16 protein-coding genes and 1 riboswitch are annotated in these 18,986 nt (G+C 72.0%); of the genes, 3 read left to right on the forward strand and 13 right to left on the reverse strand.

Features of this window, described 5'->3' with window-relative positions:
• Window positions 1-3: 3 nt before the first annotated feature.
• Window positions 4-771 carry a transposase family protein gene (locus ABZZ04_RS34560; RefSeq protein WP_356936183.1) on the reverse strand — a complete coding sequence of 256 codons (768 nt, stop codon included), beginning with the start codon at window positions 769-771 and terminating at the stop codon, window positions 4-6.
• Between the two features lie 301 nt (window positions 772-1,072).
• Here ABZZ04_RS34560 and ABZZ04_RS34565 point away from each other — a divergent pair, with 301 nt between their 5' ends.
• Window positions 1,073-1,654 (forward strand): hypothetical protein, encoded by a 582-nt coding sequence (locus ABZZ04_RS34565; protein ID WP_356936184.1) that lies wholly within the window; start codon window positions 1,073-1,075, stop codon window positions 1,652-1,654.
• Between the two features lie 474 nt (window positions 1,655-2,128).
• On the opposite strand, the gene ABZZ04_RS34570 is transcribed toward ABZZ04_RS34565, so the two are convergent.
• Together ABZZ04_RS34570 and ABZZ04_RS34575 are read right to left on the reverse strand one after the other, a co-directional pair.
• Window positions 2,129-5,305: a DEAD/DEAH box helicase gene (locus ABZZ04_RS34570; protein WP_356936185.1), complete on the reverse strand. Its 3,177-nt coding sequence runs from the start codon at window positions 5,303-5,305 to the stop codon at window positions 2,129-2,131.
• A 326-nt stretch (window positions 5,306-5,631) separates the two neighbouring features.
• A complete protein-coding gene (locus ABZZ04_RS34575; protein WP_356936186.1) occupies window positions 5,632-6,984 on the reverse strand; it encodes a peptidase C39 family protein in 1,353 nt (450 codons plus the stop codon).
• Window positions 6,985-7,165: 181 nt separating this feature from the next.
• On the opposite strand from ABZZ04_RS34575, the gene ABZZ04_RS34580 reads away from it, so the two are divergent.
• Both ABZZ04_RS34580 and ABZZ04_RS34585 read left to right on the forward strand, forming a co-directional pair.
• Window positions 7,166-7,768, forward strand: coding sequence for a hypothetical protein (locus ABZZ04_RS34580; RefSeq protein WP_356936187.1), 603 nt, complete (start codon window positions 7,166-7,168; stop codon window positions 7,766-7,768).
• A gap of 387 nt (window positions 7,769-8,155) precedes the next feature.
• Window positions 8,156-10,081 carry an AAA family ATPase gene (locus ABZZ04_RS34585; protein ID WP_356936188.1) on the forward strand — a complete coding sequence of 642 codons (1,926 nt, stop codon included), beginning with the start codon at window positions 8,156-8,158 and terminating at the stop codon, window positions 10,079-10,081.
• Between the two features lie 37 nt (window positions 10,082-10,118).
• On the opposite strand, the gene ABZZ04_RS34590 is transcribed toward ABZZ04_RS34585, so the two are convergent.
• The 10 genes from ABZZ04_RS34590 to ribD form a co-directional block, all read right to left on the reverse strand.
• A complete protein-coding gene (locus tag ABZZ04_RS34590; RefSeq protein ID WP_356936189.1) occupies window positions 10,119-11,216 on the reverse strand; it encodes a hemolysin family protein in 1,098 nt (365 codons plus the stop codon).
• Complete coding sequence (locus ABZZ04_RS34595; RefSeq protein WP_356936190.1) at window positions 11,213-12,589, reverse strand: hemolysin family protein; 1,377 nt, start codon at window positions 12,587-12,589, stop codon at window positions 11,213-11,215. The genes ABZZ04_RS34590 and ABZZ04_RS34595 overlap by 4 nt, the downstream gene beginning before the upstream one ends.
• Window positions 12,590-12,776: 187 nt before the next feature.
• On the reverse strand, window positions 12,777-13,241 hold the full coding sequence (locus tag ABZZ04_RS34600; RefSeq protein ID WP_356936191.1) for a PH domain-containing protein: 465 nt from the start codon (window positions 13,239-13,241) through the stop codon (window positions 12,777-12,779).
• 55 nt (window positions 13,242-13,296) lie between these two features.
• Window positions 13,297-14,145: an ATP phosphoribosyltransferase gene (hisG, locus tag ABZZ04_RS34605; RefSeq protein ID WP_356936192.1), complete on the reverse strand. Its 849-nt coding sequence runs from the start codon at window positions 14,143-14,145 to the stop codon at window positions 13,297-13,299.
• Window positions 14,146-14,210: 65 nt separating this feature from the next.
• A complete protein-coding gene (locus tag ABZZ04_RS34610) occupies window positions 14,211-14,483 on the reverse strand; it encodes a phosphoribosyl-ATP diphosphatase (RefSeq protein WP_148833253.1) in 273 nt (90 codons plus the stop codon).
• A 35-nt stretch (window positions 14,484-14,518) separates the two neighbouring features.
• The gene (gene ribH, locus ABZZ04_RS34615) at window positions 14,519-15,004 is read right to left on the reverse strand and encodes a 6,7-dimethyl-8-ribityllumazine synthase (RefSeq protein ID WP_351836421.1); all 486 of its coding nucleotides are present in this window, start codon (window positions 15,002-15,004) and stop codon (window positions 14,519-14,521) included.
• A gap of 29 nt (window positions 15,005-15,033) precedes the next feature.
• A complete protein-coding gene (locus ABZZ04_RS34620; protein WP_356936193.1) occupies window positions 15,034-16,332 on the reverse strand; it encodes a bifunctional 3,4-dihydroxy-2-butanone-4-phosphate synthase/GTP cyclohydrolase II in 1,299 nt (432 codons plus the stop codon).
• A complete protein-coding gene (locus ABZZ04_RS34625; protein ID WP_356936194.1) occupies window positions 16,329-16,973 on the reverse strand; it encodes a nicotinamide mononucleotide transporter family protein in 645 nt (214 codons plus the stop codon). The genes ABZZ04_RS34620 and ABZZ04_RS34625 overlap by 4 nt, the downstream gene beginning before the upstream one ends.
• Entirely contained in the window at window positions 16,970-17,587 is a 618-nt protein-coding gene (locus tag ABZZ04_RS34630; RefSeq protein ID WP_356936195.1) for a riboflavin synthase, read from the reverse strand. The genes ABZZ04_RS34625 and ABZZ04_RS34630 overlap by 4 nt, the downstream gene beginning before the upstream one ends.
• A gap of 1 nt (window position 17,588) precedes the next feature.
• Window positions 17,589-18,689 carry a bifunctional diaminohydroxyphosphoribosylaminopyrimidine deaminase/5-amino-6-(5-phosphoribosylamino)uracil reductase RibD gene (gene ribD, locus ABZZ04_RS34635; protein ID WP_356936196.1) on the reverse strand — a complete coding sequence of 367 codons (1,101 nt, stop codon included), beginning with the start codon at window positions 18,687-18,689 and terminating at the stop codon, window positions 17,589-17,591.
• 152 nt (window positions 18,690-18,841) lie between these two features.
• Window positions 18,842-18,972, reverse strand: a riboswitch (FMN riboswitch).
• Window positions 18,973-18,986 lie beyond the last annotated feature (14 nt).

Consider the following 18,986-nt stretch of genomic DNA (forward strand, 5'->3'; position numbering starts at 1 on the left):
CCGTCATCGGCCTGAACTGACCAGATGCAGGGTCAGGACGGCTTGGACCAGGCTTGTGATGCGGGTGGTCGAGCACCGCAGTTTGCGGAGGAGTCGCCAGGACTTGAGGGCGGCGACAGCCCTTTCGACCAGGGCCCGGATCTTGGTGTGGGACCGGTTGACGGTCTTCCGACCGTCGGAGAGCGTCTCCCAGCGGCCCCAGTACGGAATGCGGACCGTGCCTCCGGCACCTCGGTGTCCCTTGTCCGCCCAGTACGTGATGCCGACGTTCGCGAGCATGCCGAGGATGACGTTTTCACGGGCGGCCCGGACGTCATGGACAGCACCGGGAAGAGCAGGGGATGCCCACAGCAGCCGGCCGAACGGATCGGCCGGAACCTGCACGTTCATCCCGTGCTTCTTGTGCTTCCCGGAGCAGAAGGGACGGTCCGCAGCGATCCGGTCGATGGGCAGCAATGTGCCGTCCAGCAGTACGAGCGCCTTGGCCGATGCCGTACGGGCTGCCTCCTCGAGGGCCGGGGCGAGTGCGGCCAGGAGGTCGACGGCCTCGGCGACGTATCGGTAGGCGGCGGCGGTGCCGACACCGAACCCAGCCGCGAGTTGGGCGCAGGGGTGGCCGTTGCGGAGGTGGGCGAGTGTTGGCAGGGCCTGCCGGCCCGGAGTCAGGCGCCTCCACCGACTACCGAGCTCCCGGCGGTGTTGGCGAAGCTCGGCGGACAGGAAGCGCAGGGCAGAGCCGGACACGTCGACGCCGGACGGGTGGACAAGCACACGAAGCCTCTGGTGGAGACGGGTTTCTCGGTCGAAAACCCGTCTAGCAGGGGCTTCACCCGCCTGTCAGCCCAACTGCCCCATGCGTCCGTCGGGTTGGGGACAACTCGGTTCCTCAAGACCCAGGTCGGTGGCCTGCTCGCGACGGACTTTCTCCACCTCGACACCATCGGCCTGCGCAGCTTGTACGCCCTGCTCGTCAAGGCATCGTGGGGGGCCATGCCGACGGCCGCCCCTCGGCATCGGAGTCCGCCGATCGTTCCGGGTGGCAGTCCGGACCAGCGGGTGGCACCATGCGGCCATGTGCGAAGACTGTCTGGCCGGCTACTCACGCTGTGTCCACGTCACCGCTGACGCCGCCGACGCGTACCGCCAGGCCATGCGGCTGTGCGCGCTGATGGAACACCGCGGCGAGGAGGTAGAGCTGCTGACGCACCTGGAGAGCGTCGACGAGGTCCGTCGGATGGCGACGGCGCTGCCGAACTCCCGCTTTGTGCACCGCCCTTACCCTGGCGCCCGGCTCTCTTGCGGTGCCGGCGGCTGCGAACCGTACGTGTCGTCCATGGACGACCGTGAACTGGAGGCGCACCTGCCGCTCGAGATGTCGGCACGGTTCGCACCGGGGACGGCCGAGGAGCGGGTCATCGCGGCACTGGGCGATAACGACAACGCGGTCTTCCTCGTGTGGCCGGGCCGCTGGCCGGACAGGCCCGAGCACGGCCTGCACGGCTTCCGCCACGACGCGGTACAGGTCGCCTTCCGCGGCGACCACTCCGACCCTGCACTGCCGTCCGGCCGGCACGCGGTCCACGTCTACGTGTCCAAGGAGTCCGGCCACCGCGGCATCGAGTATCTGGCTGCGCAGGCGGGCGTCCACCCGTGATCAACTCGGCGCTGGCGGAACCCACCGGACATCGACCGGTCATTGGACTGTCCGGTCGGTCCACAGAATTGGACAGTTCCTCGCGGCCGAGGACCTTGCGCATGCGCACGAGAGCATCGTGATGGAGCGGCTCGGCTCGGCGCACCAAGAGCACCCGCTACGACGCGCCGACGCTGTCCGCAAGCATTGCCCTGCTCGAAGACGACGAGGGCGGGCAGCAGCCTGAGATCCGGCTGGGCACCAACGGCGCCTGGACCGAACTGGATCTGCCGCAGTCCGAGTCCGTCATCGCCGGGCTGGAGGAGTGCACGGTCGCACTGCGGGCGCTGAAGTACCGGTACGCGGCGATTCTCACGGGACGGGACATCTCCAGCCAGGACGCCTATGCCACTGGGCCGAAGCACCCGGTGGAGATCACCTCCCTGTGCCCCATGTCCGCCTCACCCACCGGCCGCTTGTGGCCGGCTGCCCCGGTCAGGCGCGCATCGTTGCGTACGCTCCGAGCCAGCCTGCCGCCAGCCGGTCGGCGCGGGTGAAAACGGCCGCGCCGCAGCACCCCGACGACGGGTCGGCCGGGTCGGCGGGCGGAAGGAGCAGCGTGGTCTCCTCGCCGTCGGCGAGGTGCAGTGTGGTGGTCGCACCGTTCCACAGACGAATCACAGCTCCGGGCGGGGCCCATGCCCGGACCGTGTCGTCCTGAACGGTGAGGCACGTGCCGGTGACGCGCTCCGCGAGGAGGGCGCGGTAGCGGTCCGGGGGCAGGGCACAGTCGCTCGGCGGGGTCGTGCCGTTCCAGTCGGGCGCGTCGATGCCGCGGGTCCGGGCCGCGTGCCACATGCGGGGGACGAGCTGGGGTGCGCGCGGGGCCGTGGCCATGCGTTCGCACATCCACAGCAGGCGTCCGGCTCCTCGGCCGGGGCCCAGGGTGCGCCAGCGGATGCGCAGCGCGAGGTCACCGGCGACGACGGCGACCCAGGGATGGACCGTGCCGAGGGAGCCCTGCGCGCCCAGCCAGGCCAGATAGCGCTGTGCCTCCTCCAGGATGCCGATCATGGATTCGACGGGGATGCCGAGGATGTAGGAGGGTCGGCCGCGGAAGAGGTGCGGGCGGGTCGCCGCGAGCAGCAGGACCGCGCGGGCGAGGTCGCCGGCCTGCGGCTGCTGCTCGTCGTCGCCCGGCGTCGGCCCCTGCGCCGGGCCGAGCCCCCACGGGTCGTCCGGCTCGTCGTCCGCACCCTCGGTCTCGCGCAGGACCCGGCGCAGAGCAGCCTTCGCCCGCTCGGTGAACGGCGCCTGTTCGAGCACGGGCAGACGGGTGCTCAGCAGGGATGCGAGCAACTGCTCGGCGGCGAGCGGGTCTTCGGGTACCGGCGCTTGCCGCAGTGCCGTCGCCAGGTCGTCAGCGATCGTGGCGTCCACCATGAAGCGGCTGGTCAGCCGACCCAGGGGGCTGGGCTCCAGCCGTTCCTCGTCGGCAGCGGGCCGCAGGCAGCCCGCCTCGGCGAGGAACCGCGCCGCCTCGTGCAGCGGTTCGACGCTGTCGTGGCCCTGGTACGCGGCGAACGTCCCGGACCACCAGCGCTCCGCCCCGTCGAGGGTGGACAGCCGCTCCTGCACGGCCTCGGCGAGGAGATGGTCGGCCAGGTGCTCGTCGAGCCGTGACCGTACGGTGTACCCGGCAGCCAACCGGGCCTGCCAGTGCGCCCGTTCCGCCGGATCGCTCAGCAGGAACGCCCAGCCCTCGCGCTCGCCGGCACCGATGCGCCCGGCGCGGCCGAACATCTGCTGGACCATCGACACCTCGACGCGGTCCAGGCCGAGGGTCGTGTCGCGGACGATCACCGCGCGGGCGGGGAGGTTGACGCCGGCCGCCACCGTGGAGGTGGCCACCAGGATCTCCGCCTCGCGGGCGCGGAACGCCTGCTCGGCCTCCCGCTTGTACGGCCAGTCCCGGTAGTGCAGCCGTACGCCCGCCTTGGTGCACAGCCGTTCCACCTCTTCGGCGTCGTCGGCGTCCACGCCGGTGGTGGGCACGCCCCGGTCGGCGGCCAGTGCGAGCGCCGTGGACCGTACCCCGCGCTTGCTGCCGCAGAAGACGAGGACGCTGCCGCCGTCCCCGGTGATCTGTCGGGCGATGCGTACGGCGGCCTCGGTGCGGACGGTGGCCCGCTTCACCCAGTCCGTCTCGTCGACCGGGGGCAGAAGGGGCAGTTGCCAGGTGAGCCGGGTGGGCCGCCAGGTGGTGCGGACCAGCCGGGCGCCCAGCCAGTGGGCGACCTCGTCGGCGTTGGCGACCGTCGCGGACAGGCCGACGATCCGGGTGGCCGCGCCGTCCTCCCGTACCCGGGCGAGCAGCGCCTCCAGGACGGCGCCGCGCGTCGGGTCGCCGAGCAGATGGATCTCGTCGACCACCAGGCAGCCGACCTCGGCGAGCGCGTCCCGCAGCGAGCCCGCGCGGCAGATCGCTTCGAACTTCTCGGTGGTGGCCACCCATACGTCGGCCGCCCGGATCAGCTCCGTGTCCACCGCGGCCTCACCGGTCAGTCGCACCACCCGCAGCCCACGGCTGCGCCACAGCTGGAGCTCGCGGTCGAGCTCGTCGGTGAGCGAGCACTGCGGCACCAGCCAGGCCGCCTTGCGTCCGCGGGCGTGCGCCTCAAGGGCCGCGACCATCCCGATCGGGGTCTTTCCCGCACCCGTCGGCGCGACGACGACCAGATGCCCGGTGTCCTCAAGCACCACCGGTACGGCGGCGGCCTGCACCGGATTGAACGACGGGTGCGGCAGCAGCCCGGCCCAATCGGCCGGCACCAGCTCGCCCACGGGCACGTATGCGTCGGCGGCACCGTCCGGCAGTTCCTCCAGCGCGTCCCACTGGGCGGCGAAGGCGTCCCGGGCCGCGACCGCCCAGGGCCCGGCGGCGGGTGCCGCGCCGTCCGGGCCGGCCGCGACCAGTTCCGTACGGCCACCGGTCTCCGTGACCGTGCCGACCCGACCGGCCTCCTCCCAGTAGCGGCTGACGCGGTACGGAACGTCCCGCTCCTTCAGCCAGGTCCGCAGCGCCTCGTACTCCGGGCCTTCAGGAAGGATCACCCGCGCGTCCTCAGCCGCCGCGAGCGCCGCCTCGGCCGGACGCCACTCGGAATCGGCGGCCTTGCACCACAACAAGGCACGCTGCTCCGTCTCGTCGGGCACGACCAGGTCCTCCGGCCACGCCGGTCCACGGGCCGTATGCGTCCCCGGGCGCGACTGCGCCGGAACCCTGATGATCGCGGTCACGGTGACCCCCGGCCCGTCCGGGCAGGCCCCGCGCGGAACGGGCGGGGACGGGGTGGCCTGCCCGGCCCGGCGGGGCAAGGCGTCGGTGAGCTGGTCGTACCGTTTCACCCCGAGATCCGCGAGGGTGAAGGCGGTGGGACAGGCAGGGCAGACAAGCGCTGTGTACTGGTAGGTGCGCCCCTGTGACTCGTACGGTCTGCGCAGGGCGTGCAGTTCGCCGCCACATACCGGACAGCGGCGGTCGACGGTCGCCTCGCATCTCCACCCCGGCTCCGCGAACCGCGCCGGGAACTCTCCGCCCAGCGTGACTCCCCACCGCTCCCGCACCAGGTCGGTGACGGATCCCTGCACTCCGGCCTCGTCACTGCGCATGACCCAACTGTTACATCCAGCGATCACTGCCCGTAAGCCGATCGCCGGGTTTCCCCCCGATCAAGCATCCCGTCACCACTCGGCCCCTGCCTCGTCCGGGGCCGTCTCCAGACCGCCCCTCGACAAGGAACTCACCACGACCCGCACGACTTGCGCCACAAATGGACCACCGTGGCCCTGCCCGGCAAAGTGCCCATTCACGAGGTGTCTCACCGGCTCGGACATCGTTCGATCAAGGTCACGGTGGACCTCCGCGGCCACCCCCGCCCGGGACGGCCGGGAGCGCTGCCGTCGGGTGGGCGGGGCGGCCGGGGCGCCGCATGGGCTCACAACAGGTCGAACGACCTCAGGACACGGCGCTGGGCCGGTGTCGGCCGCGCGGGCCAGTAGACGTAGCAGACCCCGCCCGTACCGCTCCTGACCTTGCCGTTCGCGTCGTAGCGCTTGGTGCGCAGCCAGATGTTCTCCCACTCCCGGCGCCGGTAGACCCGGCGCACGGCCTCGTTGTCCGGCGAGGCCGGGTCGTTGGCGATCACGTCGCCGTCCGCGGTGAACCCGATCACGGTCATCAGGTGGCCGGACGTGCCGTACCCCGCCCCGGTCAGCTCCTCCTTGAGGAAGGACTGGGACGTTATGACCGGGATGCCCGCGCGGATCAGCGTCTCCACGTCCGTGAGCGAGGTCAGCCGGGTCACCGCCGCGCGCATGTCGTGGTACGTCGCGGCGTACGCGGCGTTGAACGGCCAGTTGCCGCAGCCCTCGTACTGGTAGTCGTAGGTGAACCGGGCCGCGTGGCAGACCTGCGGGTCGGCCAGTTCCGGCCGGACCCAGGCGAGGTCCTCGGCGGTGGGCCTGCGCCCCCAGTACTCGATGATCATCTGGGACGAGGTGGGGCTGCACCAGGCCTCGCCGCCGTTGTCGTACTCCGGGTACTCGCCCGCGTGGACGTTCTGCGAGTAGCGCGGCACCAGCAGCTCCTGGACCAGGCCGGGGGTGCTGGCCGGCACCGTGAAGCGGTCCGGGACGTCGGAGGCCATCGCCCCGAGCCGCCGGACGACGGGGGTGAGGCGGCTGCCCGGGGTGCGGTGGAGGGTGAGGCGCAGCCGGTACGCGGTCAGCCGCAGCCCGCTCGTCGCGTCGTCCACCGAGAGGGTGTCGGTCCAGACGGAGCTCCTGCCGTCGGTCTGGTCGTCGACGGAGGTGCGGCGGATGTCCCCGTCGCCCGCGGCCCAGCGGCCCATCACGTACCAGGGGGTCCGCGTGGCGTCCGAGTAGTGGCCCTGCAGCTCGACCTGGATCCAGGTGCCCGCCGGGGTCTCGGCGTTCCAGGAGGCGATCACCTCGGTCGCCGGGACGGCGGACCGGTGGACCGGGGAGGTCCAGGTGGCGTACTCCCAGGAAGCGGTCGTACCGGTGTGCGGGTCGGTGTAGTCGGTGCTTCCCTCGGCGCGGCCGATCACCAGACCGGGCCGGAGGCCGGACACGACGCGCGTCCCGACGCCGAGGCCGCCGTGCCAGTCGACGGAGCTGTGCCAGAAGTGGTTGTCCACGGTGGCCGCCGCCGAGGAGGTGCCGGACGGGGTCGTGGAGCGCGCGGCGGCGGACGACACCGAGCCGGCGGTGGCCGCCACCGCGAGCGCGGCGGTCAGCACGGTCCTGCGTGAGGTCGGTCTGTTCATGGGCGGGACCCCCGGTCGTAGTCGTAAGCGGAATGGGGCTGCGGATACACGACAGTGCGCCAACTATCGCGGGTCGCGACCGGATTCGGCCAGTGATTCGACTCGCGCCGGGAAAGCAATATTGGTCTGGTCCACTGGCGTGACCTGCACCTGTTCCGGGACGGCTCGTAGGCTGGTCCGCATGAACGCCCTCTCGCTCCTCGCCGCGCGGCTGCCCGCCCTGGCACCGTCCTGCGGCCCGGTGCGGCTGGTCGCCGTCGACGGCCACGCGGGGTCGGGGAAGAGCACCTTCGCCGCCCGGCTGGCCGCCGCGCTCGGCGACGCCCCCGTCCTGCACCTGGACGACCTGGCCGCCCACGACTCCTTCTTCACCTGGACGGGCCGGATGCGGGAGCAGGTGACCGGACCGCTGGGGCGCGGCGAGTGCGCGCGCTACGCGCCGTACGACTGGACCGCGCGGCGGTTCGGGACGCCGCGCGTCCTGGAGCCGGCGCCGGTGGTCGTCGTCGAGGGGGTCGGGGCCGGGCGGCGGGCGCTGCGACCGCACCTGGCACAACTCCTGTGGATGGACCTCGACGCCGAGGCGTCCTGGCGGCGCGGCCGCCGCCGGGACGGTCCGGCGCTCTCGGACTTCTGGGACGGGTGGACGGCGGCCGAGACGGAGCACTTCTCGGCCGATCCTTCACGACCTCACGCGGACACCCTGGTACGGCAGTTGCCCGTGGGGTACGAGTTGCTGGAGGGACCTCGAACAGCAGCAGGAACGAACCATTCCGTCACGTAGGGTGAGCGCATCGAGCTGTCGTGTCGAATGGTGAGAAAACCCCCCGGAAGTGCCCCAACTCCGCTTGACCCGGGGGCGGTACAGGTCTTACGTTCTCATTGTGCGGCTTTTCGGAGCCCCAATGGACACGAAGCCCCCGGTTGTTCCCCCGTGATCGGGGGCTTCGTTCTGCTCCGACGCCCCTTCCGCCGCCCCGGACCGACCCGTTTCGATCACCCTGGGTCACGGGCTTCCTTCCGTCTGCGATGCCCTTAGTCGCGCACTCCCTGCGCAGGTACGATGCCTCTCGGTGCGGTCAATTCCCGTCCGTGGCACATCGATTCGGCACGCCCCGGCGAGCCGGTCGGGCGGCGGGACATCCTGGGGGCACGGTTTGTGGGGGACCAGATGGACATCGGCACGCAGGGCGCTCAGGCCCCGGCCGACCTCGCCTGGCTGCGCGGCGTGGACGCCTACACCATGGGCGCCTATCCGCAGGCCGAGGAGGAATTCAGAACCGCGGTACGCCTCGACCCGGGCATGGCGGACGGCTGGCTCGGCCTCCACGCGCTGAGGGTCGACACGACGACGGCGCTGTTGCACATGCACCGCCACCGCGAACGCTTCGGCGAGCAGCGCACCCGGCACCGGCGCACGCTCAACTCCTGGTACTGGCTGGGCTGGTGGGTACAACCGGTGCTGGAGAGCCCGCGCGACCTGCTGCTCGCACACGCCTCGCACTGGCTGGACGGCCGCCACGTCCCCGAGCTGGACCGGGCGCTCGCGGGCCTGCCGCCGGTGGACACGGACCCGCAGGTGCGTTTCCTGCACGCCTGCCGCTCCTACCTGGTCAAGGACTGGGAGCAACTCGTCCGCAACACCGACCAGTTGACGGACGACCCGCTGCTCGGCATCGAGGCGGGACTGTTCGGCGGGATGGCCCGGGTCCGGCTGGAGATGTACAGGCAGGCCGAGCCGCTGCTCGCCACCGCCCTGATGCGCTGCCGCAGCGAGCAGCCCCAGCGCAAGGAGCTGCGCTACTGGCTGGCCCGCGCGTACGAGGGCACCGGCCGCAGCGCCGCCGCCCTGCCGCTCTACCGGGCGGTGCACCGGGTCGACCCGGCGTTCATGGACACCTCGGCGCGGCTGGCCGCGATCGCGGACTACGACGGTCTGGAGGGTGCCGAGGAGGCGTCCGGTCTGGCCGCCGTGTCCCTGGTGGGCACGGACAACACCGTGTCGGGGACGGACGCCACCGGGTCGGAGGTCCCGCCGGACGTCGATCCGCCGCTCGGCACCGATCTGGTGGACGGCCGGGAGCTGCGGCCCGGCGGCGAACCCTCGGGGCTCACGGGCCTCGGGGTGCCGCCTCCCGACGGGGTGCGGCGCAAGAGCGCGGCCCCCGGCGGGTCGCCGGCGCCCTTCCCGGCGGGGCCCAGCGATCCGGTGCTGCTCGCCGAGGCGCTGGCCGAGCTGGAGCGGATGGTGGGGCTGGAACCGGTCAAGCGCCAGGTCAAGGCGTTGTCCGCACAGCTGAACATGGCGCGGCTGCGGGCCGGGCAGGGGCTGCCCGTCCAGCCGCCGAAGCGCCACTTCGTCTTCTCAGGTCCCTCCGGCACCGGCAAGACCACGGTGGCCCGCATCCTGGGCCGGGTCTTCTACGCGCTGGGGCTGCTCGGCGGCGACCATCTGGTCGAGGCCCAACGGGCCGACCTGGTGGGCGAGTTCCTCGGCCAGACAGCGGTCAAGGCCAATGAGCTGATCGACTCGGCGCTCGGCGGGGTGCTCTTCGTGGACGAGGCGTACAGCCTCTCCAACAGCGGTTACAGCAAGGGCGACGCGTACGGCGACGAGGCCCTCCAGGTGCTCCTCAAGCGTGCGGAGGACAACCGGGACCACCTGGTCGTCATCCTCGCCGGCTACCCGGAGGGCATGGACCGGCTGCTGGCCACCAACCCCGGGCTCTCCTCGCGCTTCACCACCCGGGTGGACTTCCCGAGCTACCGGCCGCTGGAGCTCACCTCGATCGGCGAGGTGCTGGCGACGGAGAACGGCGACGCGTGGGACGAGGAGTCGCTCGACGAGCTGCGTTCCATCAGCGGCCACGTCGTCGAGCAGGGCTGGATCGACGAGCTGGGCAACGGACGGTTCCTGCGCACCCTGTACGAGAAGAGCTGCGCCTACCGGGACCTGCGGCTCTCCGGGTACGCCGCCGTACCGGGCCGGGACGACCTGGCCACGCTGCGGCTGCCGGACCTGATGCAGGCGTACGGCGAGGTCCTGTCCGGCCGGGGCCCGGTGGACCGGGGACAGCAGGAGCCGCCGGCCCCGTGAGGGCGGCGGCTCCTGTGGTTTCCGGTCCGGGGACTCCCTATCGGGCCGATGCGGCGAGTTCGCCGGTGCCGGACGTCGTCTCCGCCGCCCGGCGCGGCACCGAGACCCGGTGGGCCGGGTCGCGCACCTCGCCGACGAGCATCTCCAGGACGTCCTCCATGGCGACCAGGCCGAGGATCCGGCCCGACGCGTCGGCGACCTGGGCCAGGTGGGTGGCCGCCCTGCGCATCACGGTCAGGGCGTCGTCCAGGGGCAGTTCGGCCCGTACCGTCGCCATCGGGCGCCACACCTGCTGCGGGACGGCCCGTTCGCCGTCCTCCAGGTCCAGGACGTCCTTGACGTGCAGATAGCCCATGAACGGACCGCCGCCCTCCGCGCACACCGGGAAGCGCGAGTAGCCGGTGCGCACGGTCAGCTCCTCGATCCGGCGCGGGGTGACGGACGGGTCCACCGTCACCAGGGAGGCCCGCTTGAGCAGCACGTCGGTGACGGGCCTGCTGCCCAGCTCCAGCGCGTCCTCCAGCCGTTCCTGGGCCTCCGGCTCCAGCAGCCCGGCCTGCCCGGAGTCCTCGACGAGGCGGTTGAGCTGCTCGCTGGTGAAGACGGCCTCCACCTCGTCCTTGGGCTCCACGCCGAAGAGCCGGAGCACCAGCCGGGCGCAGGCGCCCAGGGCGGAGGTGACCGGCCGGCACAGGCGGGCGAAGCCCACCAGGCCGGGGCTGAGCCAGAGCGCGGTCCGCTCCGGCGCGGCCATCGCGAGGTTCTTCGGGACCATCTCGCCGATGACGAGGTGGAGGAAGACCACGAGGGCGAGCGCCAGGACGTAGCCGAGCGGGTGGATCAGCCCCTCGGGCAGGTGGACCGCCTGGAAGACCGGCTCCAGCAGATGGGCGACGGTCGGTTCGGCGACGGCGCCGAGGGTCAGCGAGCAGACGGTGATGCCGAACTGGGCGGCGGCCATCATCTGCGGCAGGTTCTCCAGGCCGTACAGCACCTTGTGGGCGCGGCCCGACCCGGCCGCCGCGAGGGGTTCGACCTGGCTGCGCCGTACGGACACGAGGGCGAACTCCGCGCCGACGAAGAAGCCGTTCGCCAGCACGAGGAACCCCGCGAGGAGCAACTGGACCACGCTCATCGCACGGCCTCCAGGACCTCGTGGGTCACCGGTGCCCCGGTGACGGGGACGGTGGCCGGGGCGGCCGTGGTGCGCACGAAGCGGACCCGCTCGGCGCGGTAGTGGCCGACCTGGCGGACGGAGAGCCGCCAGCCGGGCAGTTCGGCCCGGTCGCCGGGGGCCGGGATGCGGCCCAGCAGATCGGCGACGAGCCCGGCCACGGTCTCGTACGGGCCGTCGGGGACGTCGAGTCCTATCCGGCGTAGGCTCAGGACGCGGCAGCTGCCTTCGACGTCCCAGGCCGGGCGACCGTCCTCGGGGGCGGCGGGGACCAGCTCGGGCCGGTCGGCGCCCTCGGCGTCGTGCTCGTCGCGGACCTCGCCGACGAGTTCCTCGATGATGTCCTCCAGGGTGACGACCCCGGCGGTGCCGCCGTACTCGTCGACCACGACGGCGATCGGCTGCTCGTTGCGCAGCCGCTGGAGCAGCTGCTCGACGGGCAGGGTCTCGGGGACCAGCAGCGGCGGCACGGCGATCCGGCCGGCCGGGGTGCGCAGCCGGTCGGCGGCGGGCACGGCGAGCGCGTCCTTGAGGTGGACCATGCCGACGACCTCGTCGATGCGCTCCCGGTAGACCGGGAAGCGGGAGAGGCCGGTGGCGCGGGTGAGGTTGAGGACGTCCGCCGCGGTCGCCGAGGACTGCAGGGCGCTGACCTTCACCCGGGGGGTCATGACGTGCTGGGCGGTGAGCCCGGCGAGCGACAGGGTCCGTACGAAGAGGTCCGCGGTGTCCTGTTCGAGGGTGCCGGCCTCGGCCGAGTGCCGGGCCAGGGAGACCAGCTCACCGGGGGTGCGGGCGGAGGCCAGTTCCTCGGTGGGCTCCACGCCCAGCAGCCGCACCAGCCGGTTGGCCACGGTGTTCAGCAGGCTGATCACCGGGCGGAACACGGCGGAGAAACGGTGCTGGGGACCGGCGACGAACCGGGCGACCTGGAGCGGCCGGGAGACCGCCCAGTTCTTGGGCACGAGTTCGCCGATCACCATCTGGACGGCGGAGGCCACCAGCATCCCGATGACCACGCTGATGCCGGGGACGGCACCGTCGGGCAGTCCGGTCGCGGTGAGGGGGCCGTCCAGCAACTGGGCGAGCGCCGGTTCGGCGAGCATGCCGACGACCAGTGAGGTGATGGTGATGCCCAGCTGGGTGCCGGAGAGCTGGAAGGAGAGTTCACGCAGGGCTTCGACGACGGTACGGGCCCGCCGGTCGCCCTCGGCGGCGGCGCGCTCGGCGTCCGGCCGCTCCACCGTGACGAGGCCGAACTCGGCCGCCACGAAGAATCCGTTGGCGAGGATGAGAAGGAATGCCGCGCTCAGCAGCAGCAAGGGGGTGGTCATGCCGCCGCCTCCGGGGAGGGGGCGGCGCAGGTACTACCGGACGATCCGTCCATTGCTGGAAGGAGTCACTCCTTGGGTCGCAGGAAAGCCCCGCCGGTCCCGAGGACCTTCCGGTGCGGGGCGGGGGCGCACAGGGGCGCCGCCGTCCTCCAGGGTAATCAAGAAGAGCCCGTGCGGGGCAGGGGGCTCAGCCGATGTCCTTGCCGGTGCCGTGGTTCTCGGCGAGGGCCCGCAGTGCGCGGGCGTCCCGGATGGCCTGCTGCTTGGCGACGCCCGGCTGGATGCCGAGGGCGGGCATGCTCGTCCCGTCGCTGAGGTCGAGGAAGACCCAGGGGTCGCCGGCACGCAGGTTGACGCGGAGGATCTCCGCCCAGGACAGCCGGCGCGTCCGGGTGAGGTTGACCACCGTCACCCCGTCCTCGTCCGCGACCACCTTCGGGCGGCTGAGCAGGGCGAGCACACCGAAGAACAGCAGCGCGGTGAAGACGAAGCTGATCCGCTCCCCCCCGCTCAGCCGTTCCAGTGTCAGGGCGACGGCGGTGATGACGAGGAACATCACCGCCCCCACGGTCAGCAGGACCACCCGGGTTCGGGTCGGCCGGAACGTGACCGGAAGGGTGGGTAGTTCGGACCGGGGCGCGGGGGCGGACATGATGTTCTTCTGTCTTCCGGGGGCTGTTCTGCTGTCTTCCGGGGACGCCTGGCCGTCAGAGGCGGCAGGCGTGGATGGCGGTGGTGAGGATGGCGCGGGCGCCGAGGTCGTACAGGTCGTCCATGATCCGCTGCGCCTCCCGGGCGGCGACCATGGAGCGGACGGCGACCCAGCCCTCGTGGTGCAGCGGGGAGATGGTCGGCGACTCCAGGCCCGGGGTGAGGGCGACCGCGCGCTCCAGGTGCTCGACGCGGCAGTCGTAGTCCATCATCACGTAGGAGCGGGCGACCAGGACGCCCTGGAGGCGGCGGAGGAACTGCTGCACCTTGGGGTCGTCGTCCGGGGCGCCGGCGCGGCGGATGACGACGGCCTCCGACTTCATGATCGGCTCGCCGATGACTTCGAGGCCGGCGTTGCGCAGGCTGGTGCCGGTCTCCACGACATCGGCGATGACCTGGGCGACACCGAGTTCGATGGCGGTCTCGACCGCGCCGTCGAGGTGGACGACGGAGGCGTTGATGCCGGCGTCGGCGAGGTGCTTGGCGACGATGCCCTCGTAGGAGGTGGCGATCGTCTTGCCGTCGAAGTCCTGCGGGCCCTGGGCCGTGCCGGGCCTGGTGGCGTAGCGGAAGGTGGAGCGGGCGAAGCCGAGCTGGAGGATCTCCTCGGCGTCGGCCCCGGAGTCGAGCAGCAGGTCGCGGCCGGTGATGCCGATGTCAAGGCGGCCGGAGCTGACGTAGATCGCGATGTCGCGGGGGCGCAGGTAGAAGAACTCGACCTCGTTCTCGGGGTCGACCAGGACGAGTTCCTTGGACTCCTTGCGCTGCTGGTACCCGGCCTCATGGAGCATCGCCATCGCAGGCCCGGAGAGTGAACCCTTGTTGGGGACGGCGATGCGCAGCATGAGGTCAGCTTCCTTTGCGAGGAGGAGTTCGGGGTGCGGAAGGGGTGGGTGGTGCGGGGTCCTGCTCAGAGGTGGGCGTAGACGTCGTCGAGCGAGATCCCGCGGGCGACCATCATCACCTGGACGTGGTACAGCAGCTGGGAGATCTCCTCGGCGGCGGCGTCCTTGCTCTCGTGCTCGGCGGCCATCCAGACTTCGGCGGCCTCCTCGACGACCTTCTTGCCGATGGCATGGACGCCCTTGCCCACCAGTTCGGCGGTGCGGGAGGTGGAGGGGTCGCCGTTGGCGGCCTTGAGCTGCAGCTCGGCGAAGAGCTCTTCGAAGGTTTTGTTCGCCATGATGGTTCTTAGCCTACGGGGTCCGCGCGCCCCACTCAGCGCCAGGGCTCGCTGACGGTGCGCAGCGTGGCGGCGGTGGCGACGGCCGCGGTGACCGCTTCGTGCCCCTTGTCCTCGTTGGACCCTTCGAGGCCGGCCCGGTCGAGCGCCTGCTCCTCGGTGTCGCAGGTGAGCACCCCGAAGCCGACGGGCACCCCGGTGTCGACCGCGACCTGGGTGAGGCCGTTGGTGACGCCCTGGGAGACGTACTCGAAGTGGGGAGTACCGCCGCGGATGATGACGCCGAGGGCGACGACCGCGTCGTAGCCGCGGCCCGCGAGGACCTTGGCCACGACCGGGAGCTCGAAACTGCCGGGCACCCGGAGCAGGGTCGGCTCGTCGATGCCGAGCTCGTGCAGGGCGCGCAGTGCGCCGTCGACGAGTCCGTCCATGACCTTCTCGTGCCACTGCGCGGCGACGACCGCCACGCGCAGGTCACCGCAGTTGCGTACGGACAGTTCGGGTGCGCCCTTGCCGCTCATGTCTCTCCTGTCGCTCGTTTCCGTGATCGTCACTGGTTGCCGCAGGTCGACGCCTTGGCGGTGTCGAGCCAGGGCAGGTCGTGCCCCATGCGGTCGCGCTTGGTGCGCAGGTAGCGCAGATTGTGCTCGCCCGCCTGGACGGGCATCGGCTCGCGGCCGGTGACGGCCAGTCCGTGTCGCAGGATCGCGGCCGTCTTGTCGGGGTTGTTGGTCATCAGCCGGAGGCTGCGAACGCCGAGGTCCTTGAGGATCTGGGCGCCGGCCGCGTAGTCGCGGGCGTCGGCGGGCAGGCCGAGTTCCAGGTTCGCGTCGAGGGTGTCGACGCCGCGTTCCTGGAGTTCGTAGGCGCGCAGCTTGGACAGCAGGCCGATGCCCCGGCCCTCGTGGCCGCGCAGGTAGACGACGACACCGCGGCCCTCCTCGGTGATCCGGCGCATGGACGCGTGCAGCTGGGGGCCGCAGTCGCAGCGCTGGGACTGGAAGATGTCGCCGGTCAGGCATTCGGAGTGGACCCGGACCAGGACGTCGTCGCCGTCGCCGAGGTCGCCGTGGACGAGCGCGACGTGTTCGACGCCGTCGGTCGTGGAGCGGTAGCCGTAGGCGGTGAACGGGCCGAAGCCGGTCGGCAGCCGCACCTCGGCCTCGCGGCGCACGGTCGGTTCCGAGCTGCGGCGGTAGGCGATCAGGTCCTCGATGGAGATGATCGTGAGGCCGTGCTTGCGGGCGAACGGGATCAGCTGCGGCAGTCGCAGCATCACGCCGTCCTCGCCGGCGATCTCGACGATGGCGCCGGCGGGCCGCAGCCCGGCGAGCCGGGCGAGGTCGACGGCGGCCTCGGTGTGGCCGTTGCGCACCAGTACGCCGCCGGAGCGGGCGCGGAGCGGGAAGACGTGGCCGGGCCGTACGAAGTCGGCGGGGCCCGCCTCGCCGCCCGCCAGCAGCCGGAGGGTGGTGGCCCGGTCGGCGGCGGAGATCCCGGTGGTCACGCCGTGGGCCGCCGAGGCGTCGACGGAGATGGTGAACGCGGTCCGCATCGACTCGGTGTTGTGGCCGACCATCTGCGGGAGTTCGAGCCGTTCCAGCTCGTCGTTCTCCATCGGGGCGCAGATCAGGCCGCGGCACTCGCTCATCATGAACGCGACGATCTCGGGGGTGGCCTTCTCGGCGGCGATGACGAGGTCGCCCTCGTTCTCCCGGTCCTCGTCGTCGACGACCACGACGGGCCGGCCGGCGGCGATGTCGCGGATCGCCTGTTCGACGGGGTCGAGCGAGAGGTCCTCCAGCTCCCTTTCGTGGTCCGGGTGCAGCCAGGTGGGCTGGGCAGTCATGCCGTGGCTCCTTCCAGAGCGGGTGTCCGCGAGCGCAGCCACCAGTCGCGCATGCCCCACAGGACGAGGGCGCCGTACACGACGTAGATGAGACCGGAGAAGGCGAGGCCGCTGTGGAAGTTCAGCGGTACGCCGACCAGGTCGACCAGCAGCCAGGCGAACCAGAACTCGACCATGCCGCGGGCCTGGGCGAGCATCGCGACGAGGGTGCCCGCGAAGATGTACGCGTCCGCCCACGGGCTCCAGGACAGCGAGGGGAACGCGGTGAACAGGCCGCCGACCGCGAGGGTGCCGAGCGCGGCGCCGCCCAGCAGGTATCCGCGCTCGCGCCAGGTGGCGAACCGTACGGCGATGGAGCCGTCCTGGGCCTGCTGCCTGCCCCGGGTCCACTGCTGCCAGCCCCAGACGGCCACGGCGATGACGACGACCTGCTTGCCGACGCTGCCCGCCTGGTGCACGGAGGCGTTGGCCGCGACGAGGACGACGCCGGACAGGAGCTGGGCGGGCCAGGTCCAGACCGAGCGGAGCCAGCCCAGGGTCAGGGCGATCAGACCGACCGTGTTGCCGATCATGTCGGACCAGATGATGTGCTGCCCGAGGACGGTGAACGCCTCCGAGTTCAGCCAGTTCAGGACGGTCACCGCACCGGCTCCTCGGACTCCTGCGCGGTGTGGCCGAGCAGCCGCTCGACGTACTTCGCGATGACGTCCACCTCCAGGTTGACCGGGTCGCCGGGCTCCTTGATGCCGAGCGTGGTCAGGGCGAGGGTGGTGGGGATGAGGCTGATGGTGAAGTAGTCGGGTCCGGCGTCCACGACGGTGAGGCTGACGCCGTCGACGGTGATCGATCCCTTCTCGACCACGTAGCGGCTCAGGTGCGCGGGGAGGGAGACCTTCACGACCTCCCAGTTCTCGGAGATCCGGCGCTCGACGATGTGGCCGGTGCCGTCGACGTGGCCCTGGACGATGTGTCCGCCGAGCCGGCCGCCGACCGCCATGGGGCGTTCCAGGTTGACCCGGGAGCCCGTGTCCAGGGCGCCGAGGCTGGACCGGTTCAGGGTCTCGGCCATCACGTCGGCGGTGAACTCGCCGTCGCCGAGGTCGACGACGGTGAGGCAGACGCCGTTGACGGCGATGGAGTCGCCGTGCTTGGCGCCCTCGGTGACCACGGGGCCGCGCAGGCGGAAGCGGGAGGCGTCGTCGAGCTTCTCGACGGCGGTGACCTCACCCAGTTCTTCGACAATTCCGGTGAACAACTCAGTTTCCCTTCCGGTCGGTGCCGGGGACGGCGGTGATGCGCAGATCGGGGCCGATGCGGACGGTCTCGGTCACATCGAGGCGCAACGCCTCGGCGATGGTGGAGATTCCGGCGTCGGCGAGGGCCGCGGGCCCGGCGCCGAGGAGCACGGGGGCGAGGTAGCCGACGACCTTGTCGACCGTTCCCGCGGCGACGAAGGCCCCGGCCAGGGTCGGGCCGCCTTCGAGGAGTACGGAGCGGATGCCGCGCCCGTGCAGGGCGTCGAGCAGGGCGGGGATGTCGAGGCCGGGGCCGGTGGCGGCGCGCGGCAGCCGCAGGACGGCCCCTTCGGGGAGGTGGCGGGCGTCGGCGTCGTCGGCGACGGCGATCAGGGTGGGCGCGCCGTCGTCGAGGACGCGGGCTCCGGGGCGTACGGCGGTGGCGGTGGTGTCCACGACCACCCGCAGGGGCTGCACGGCGCCGTCGATGCCCCGGACGCCGAGCTGCGGGTCGTCGGTGCGGGCGGTGCCGGAGCCGACCACGACGGCGTCGGCCTCGGCGCGCAGCCGGTGGACGTCGGCGCGGGACTCGGCGGAGGTGATCCAGCGGCTGGTGGCGTCGGCGGCCGCGATCCGGCCGTCGAGGCTCGCCGCGTACTTCCACAGGACGTACGGGCGGCCGAGCCGCACCGAGGTCAGCCAGGCGGCGTTGCCCGCTTCGGCCTCGGCGGCGAGGAGCCCGCCCGCAGTCTCGACCCCGGCCGCGCGCAGGGTGTCCGCACCGCCGGTGGCCTGCGGGTTCGGGTCGCCGACCGCGTAGACGACCCGGGCGACGCCGGCCTCGACCAGCGCCTGGGCGCAGGGGCCGGTGCGGCCGGTGTGGTTGCAGGGTTCGAGGGTGACGTAGGCGGTGCCGCCGCGGGCCCGGTCGCCCGCGGCGCGCAGGGCGTGGATCTCGGCGTGCGGGCCGCCGGCCCGCTGGTGGAAGCCCTCGCCCGCCCGGTGGCCCGCGGCGTCGAGGACGACACAGCCGACGACGGGGTTGGGGCTGGTGGAGCCGAGTCCGCGGGCGGCGAGCTCGATCGCTCGGCGCATGGCGGTGATGTCGGCTGCGGTGTCCACCGGGTCCTCCTGCCTCTTCGGGCACGGACTCCGGGGCTGTCGATGACGACAGAAGAGCGGGAACGCGACAGGGAACGCCGAATGCCGGAAGAACGGACGGATCGGTCGCCCGAAACCATCCGCCGACGGCGGCGTACCCGTGAAACGGCCCGCCGCGCACTGCCTCCCATCCGGACTTTAACCGTCGGTCCAGGAATTTCACCTGGTCAACCGGCCGCTGGATGCGGACGGGTCGCGGACTTTAACCGCCGGCTCGGAATTTCACCGACCCCGGAGTGCGCTGCTACTGGTACAGGA

This window comes from Streptomyces sp. NPDC006435, assembly GCF_040612315.1.
Classification (GTDB): Bacteria; Actinomycetota; Actinomycetes; order Streptomycetales; family Streptomycetaceae; genus Streptomyces.

What these genes read in the sequence shown, in the direction of transcription:
- ABZZ04_RS34565 (WP_356936184.1), top strand. Translation starts at nt 1,073, where the DNA reads ATGTGCGAAGACTGTCTGGCCGGCTACTCACGCTGTGTCCACGTCACC.
- ABZZ04_RS34570 (WP_356936185.1), bottom strand. Translation starts at nt 5,305, where the DNA reads ATGCGCAGTGACGAGGCCGGAGTGCAGGGATCCGTCACCGACCTGGTG.
- ABZZ04_RS34575 (WP_356936186.1), bottom strand. Translation starts at nt 6,984, where the DNA reads ATGAACAGACCGACCTCACGCAGGACCGTGCTGACCGCCGCGCTCGCG.
- ABZZ04_RS34580 (WP_356936187.1), top strand. Translation starts at nt 7,166, where the DNA reads ATGAACGCCCTCTCGCTCCTCGCCGCGCGGCTGCCCGCCCTGGCACCG.
- ABZZ04_RS34585 (WP_356936188.1), top strand. Translation starts at nt 8,156, where the DNA reads ATGGACATCGGCACGCAGGGCGCTCAGGCCCCGGCCGACCTCGCCTGG.
- ABZZ04_RS34590 (WP_356936189.1), bottom strand. Translation starts at nt 11,216, where the DNA reads ATGAGCGTGGTCCAGTTGCTCCTCGCGGGGTTCCTCGTGCTGGCGAAC.
- ABZZ04_RS34595 (WP_356936190.1), bottom strand. Translation starts at nt 12,589, where the DNA reads ATGACCACCCCCTTGCTGCTGCTGAGCGCGGCATTCCTTCTCATCCTC.
- ABZZ04_RS34600 (WP_356936191.1), bottom strand. Translation starts at nt 13,241, where the DNA reads ATGTCCGCCCCCGCGCCCCGGTCCGAACTACCCACCCTTCCGGTCACG.
- hisG (WP_356936192.1), bottom strand. Translation starts at nt 14,145, where the DNA reads ATGCTGCGCATCGCCGTCCCCAACAAGGGTTCACTCTCCGGGCCTGCG.
- ABZZ04_RS34610 (WP_148833253.1), bottom strand. Translation starts at nt 14,483, where the DNA reads ATGGCGAACAAAACCTTCGAAGAGCTCTTCGCCGAGCTGCAGCTCAAG.
- ribH (WP_351836421.1), bottom strand. Translation starts at nt 15,004, where the DNA reads ATGAGCGGCAAGGGCGCACCCGAACTGTCCGTACGCAACTGCGGTGAC.
- ABZZ04_RS34620 (WP_356936193.1), bottom strand. Translation starts at nt 16,332, where the DNA reads ATGACTGCCCAGCCCACCTGGCTGCACCCGGACCACGAAAGGGAGCTG.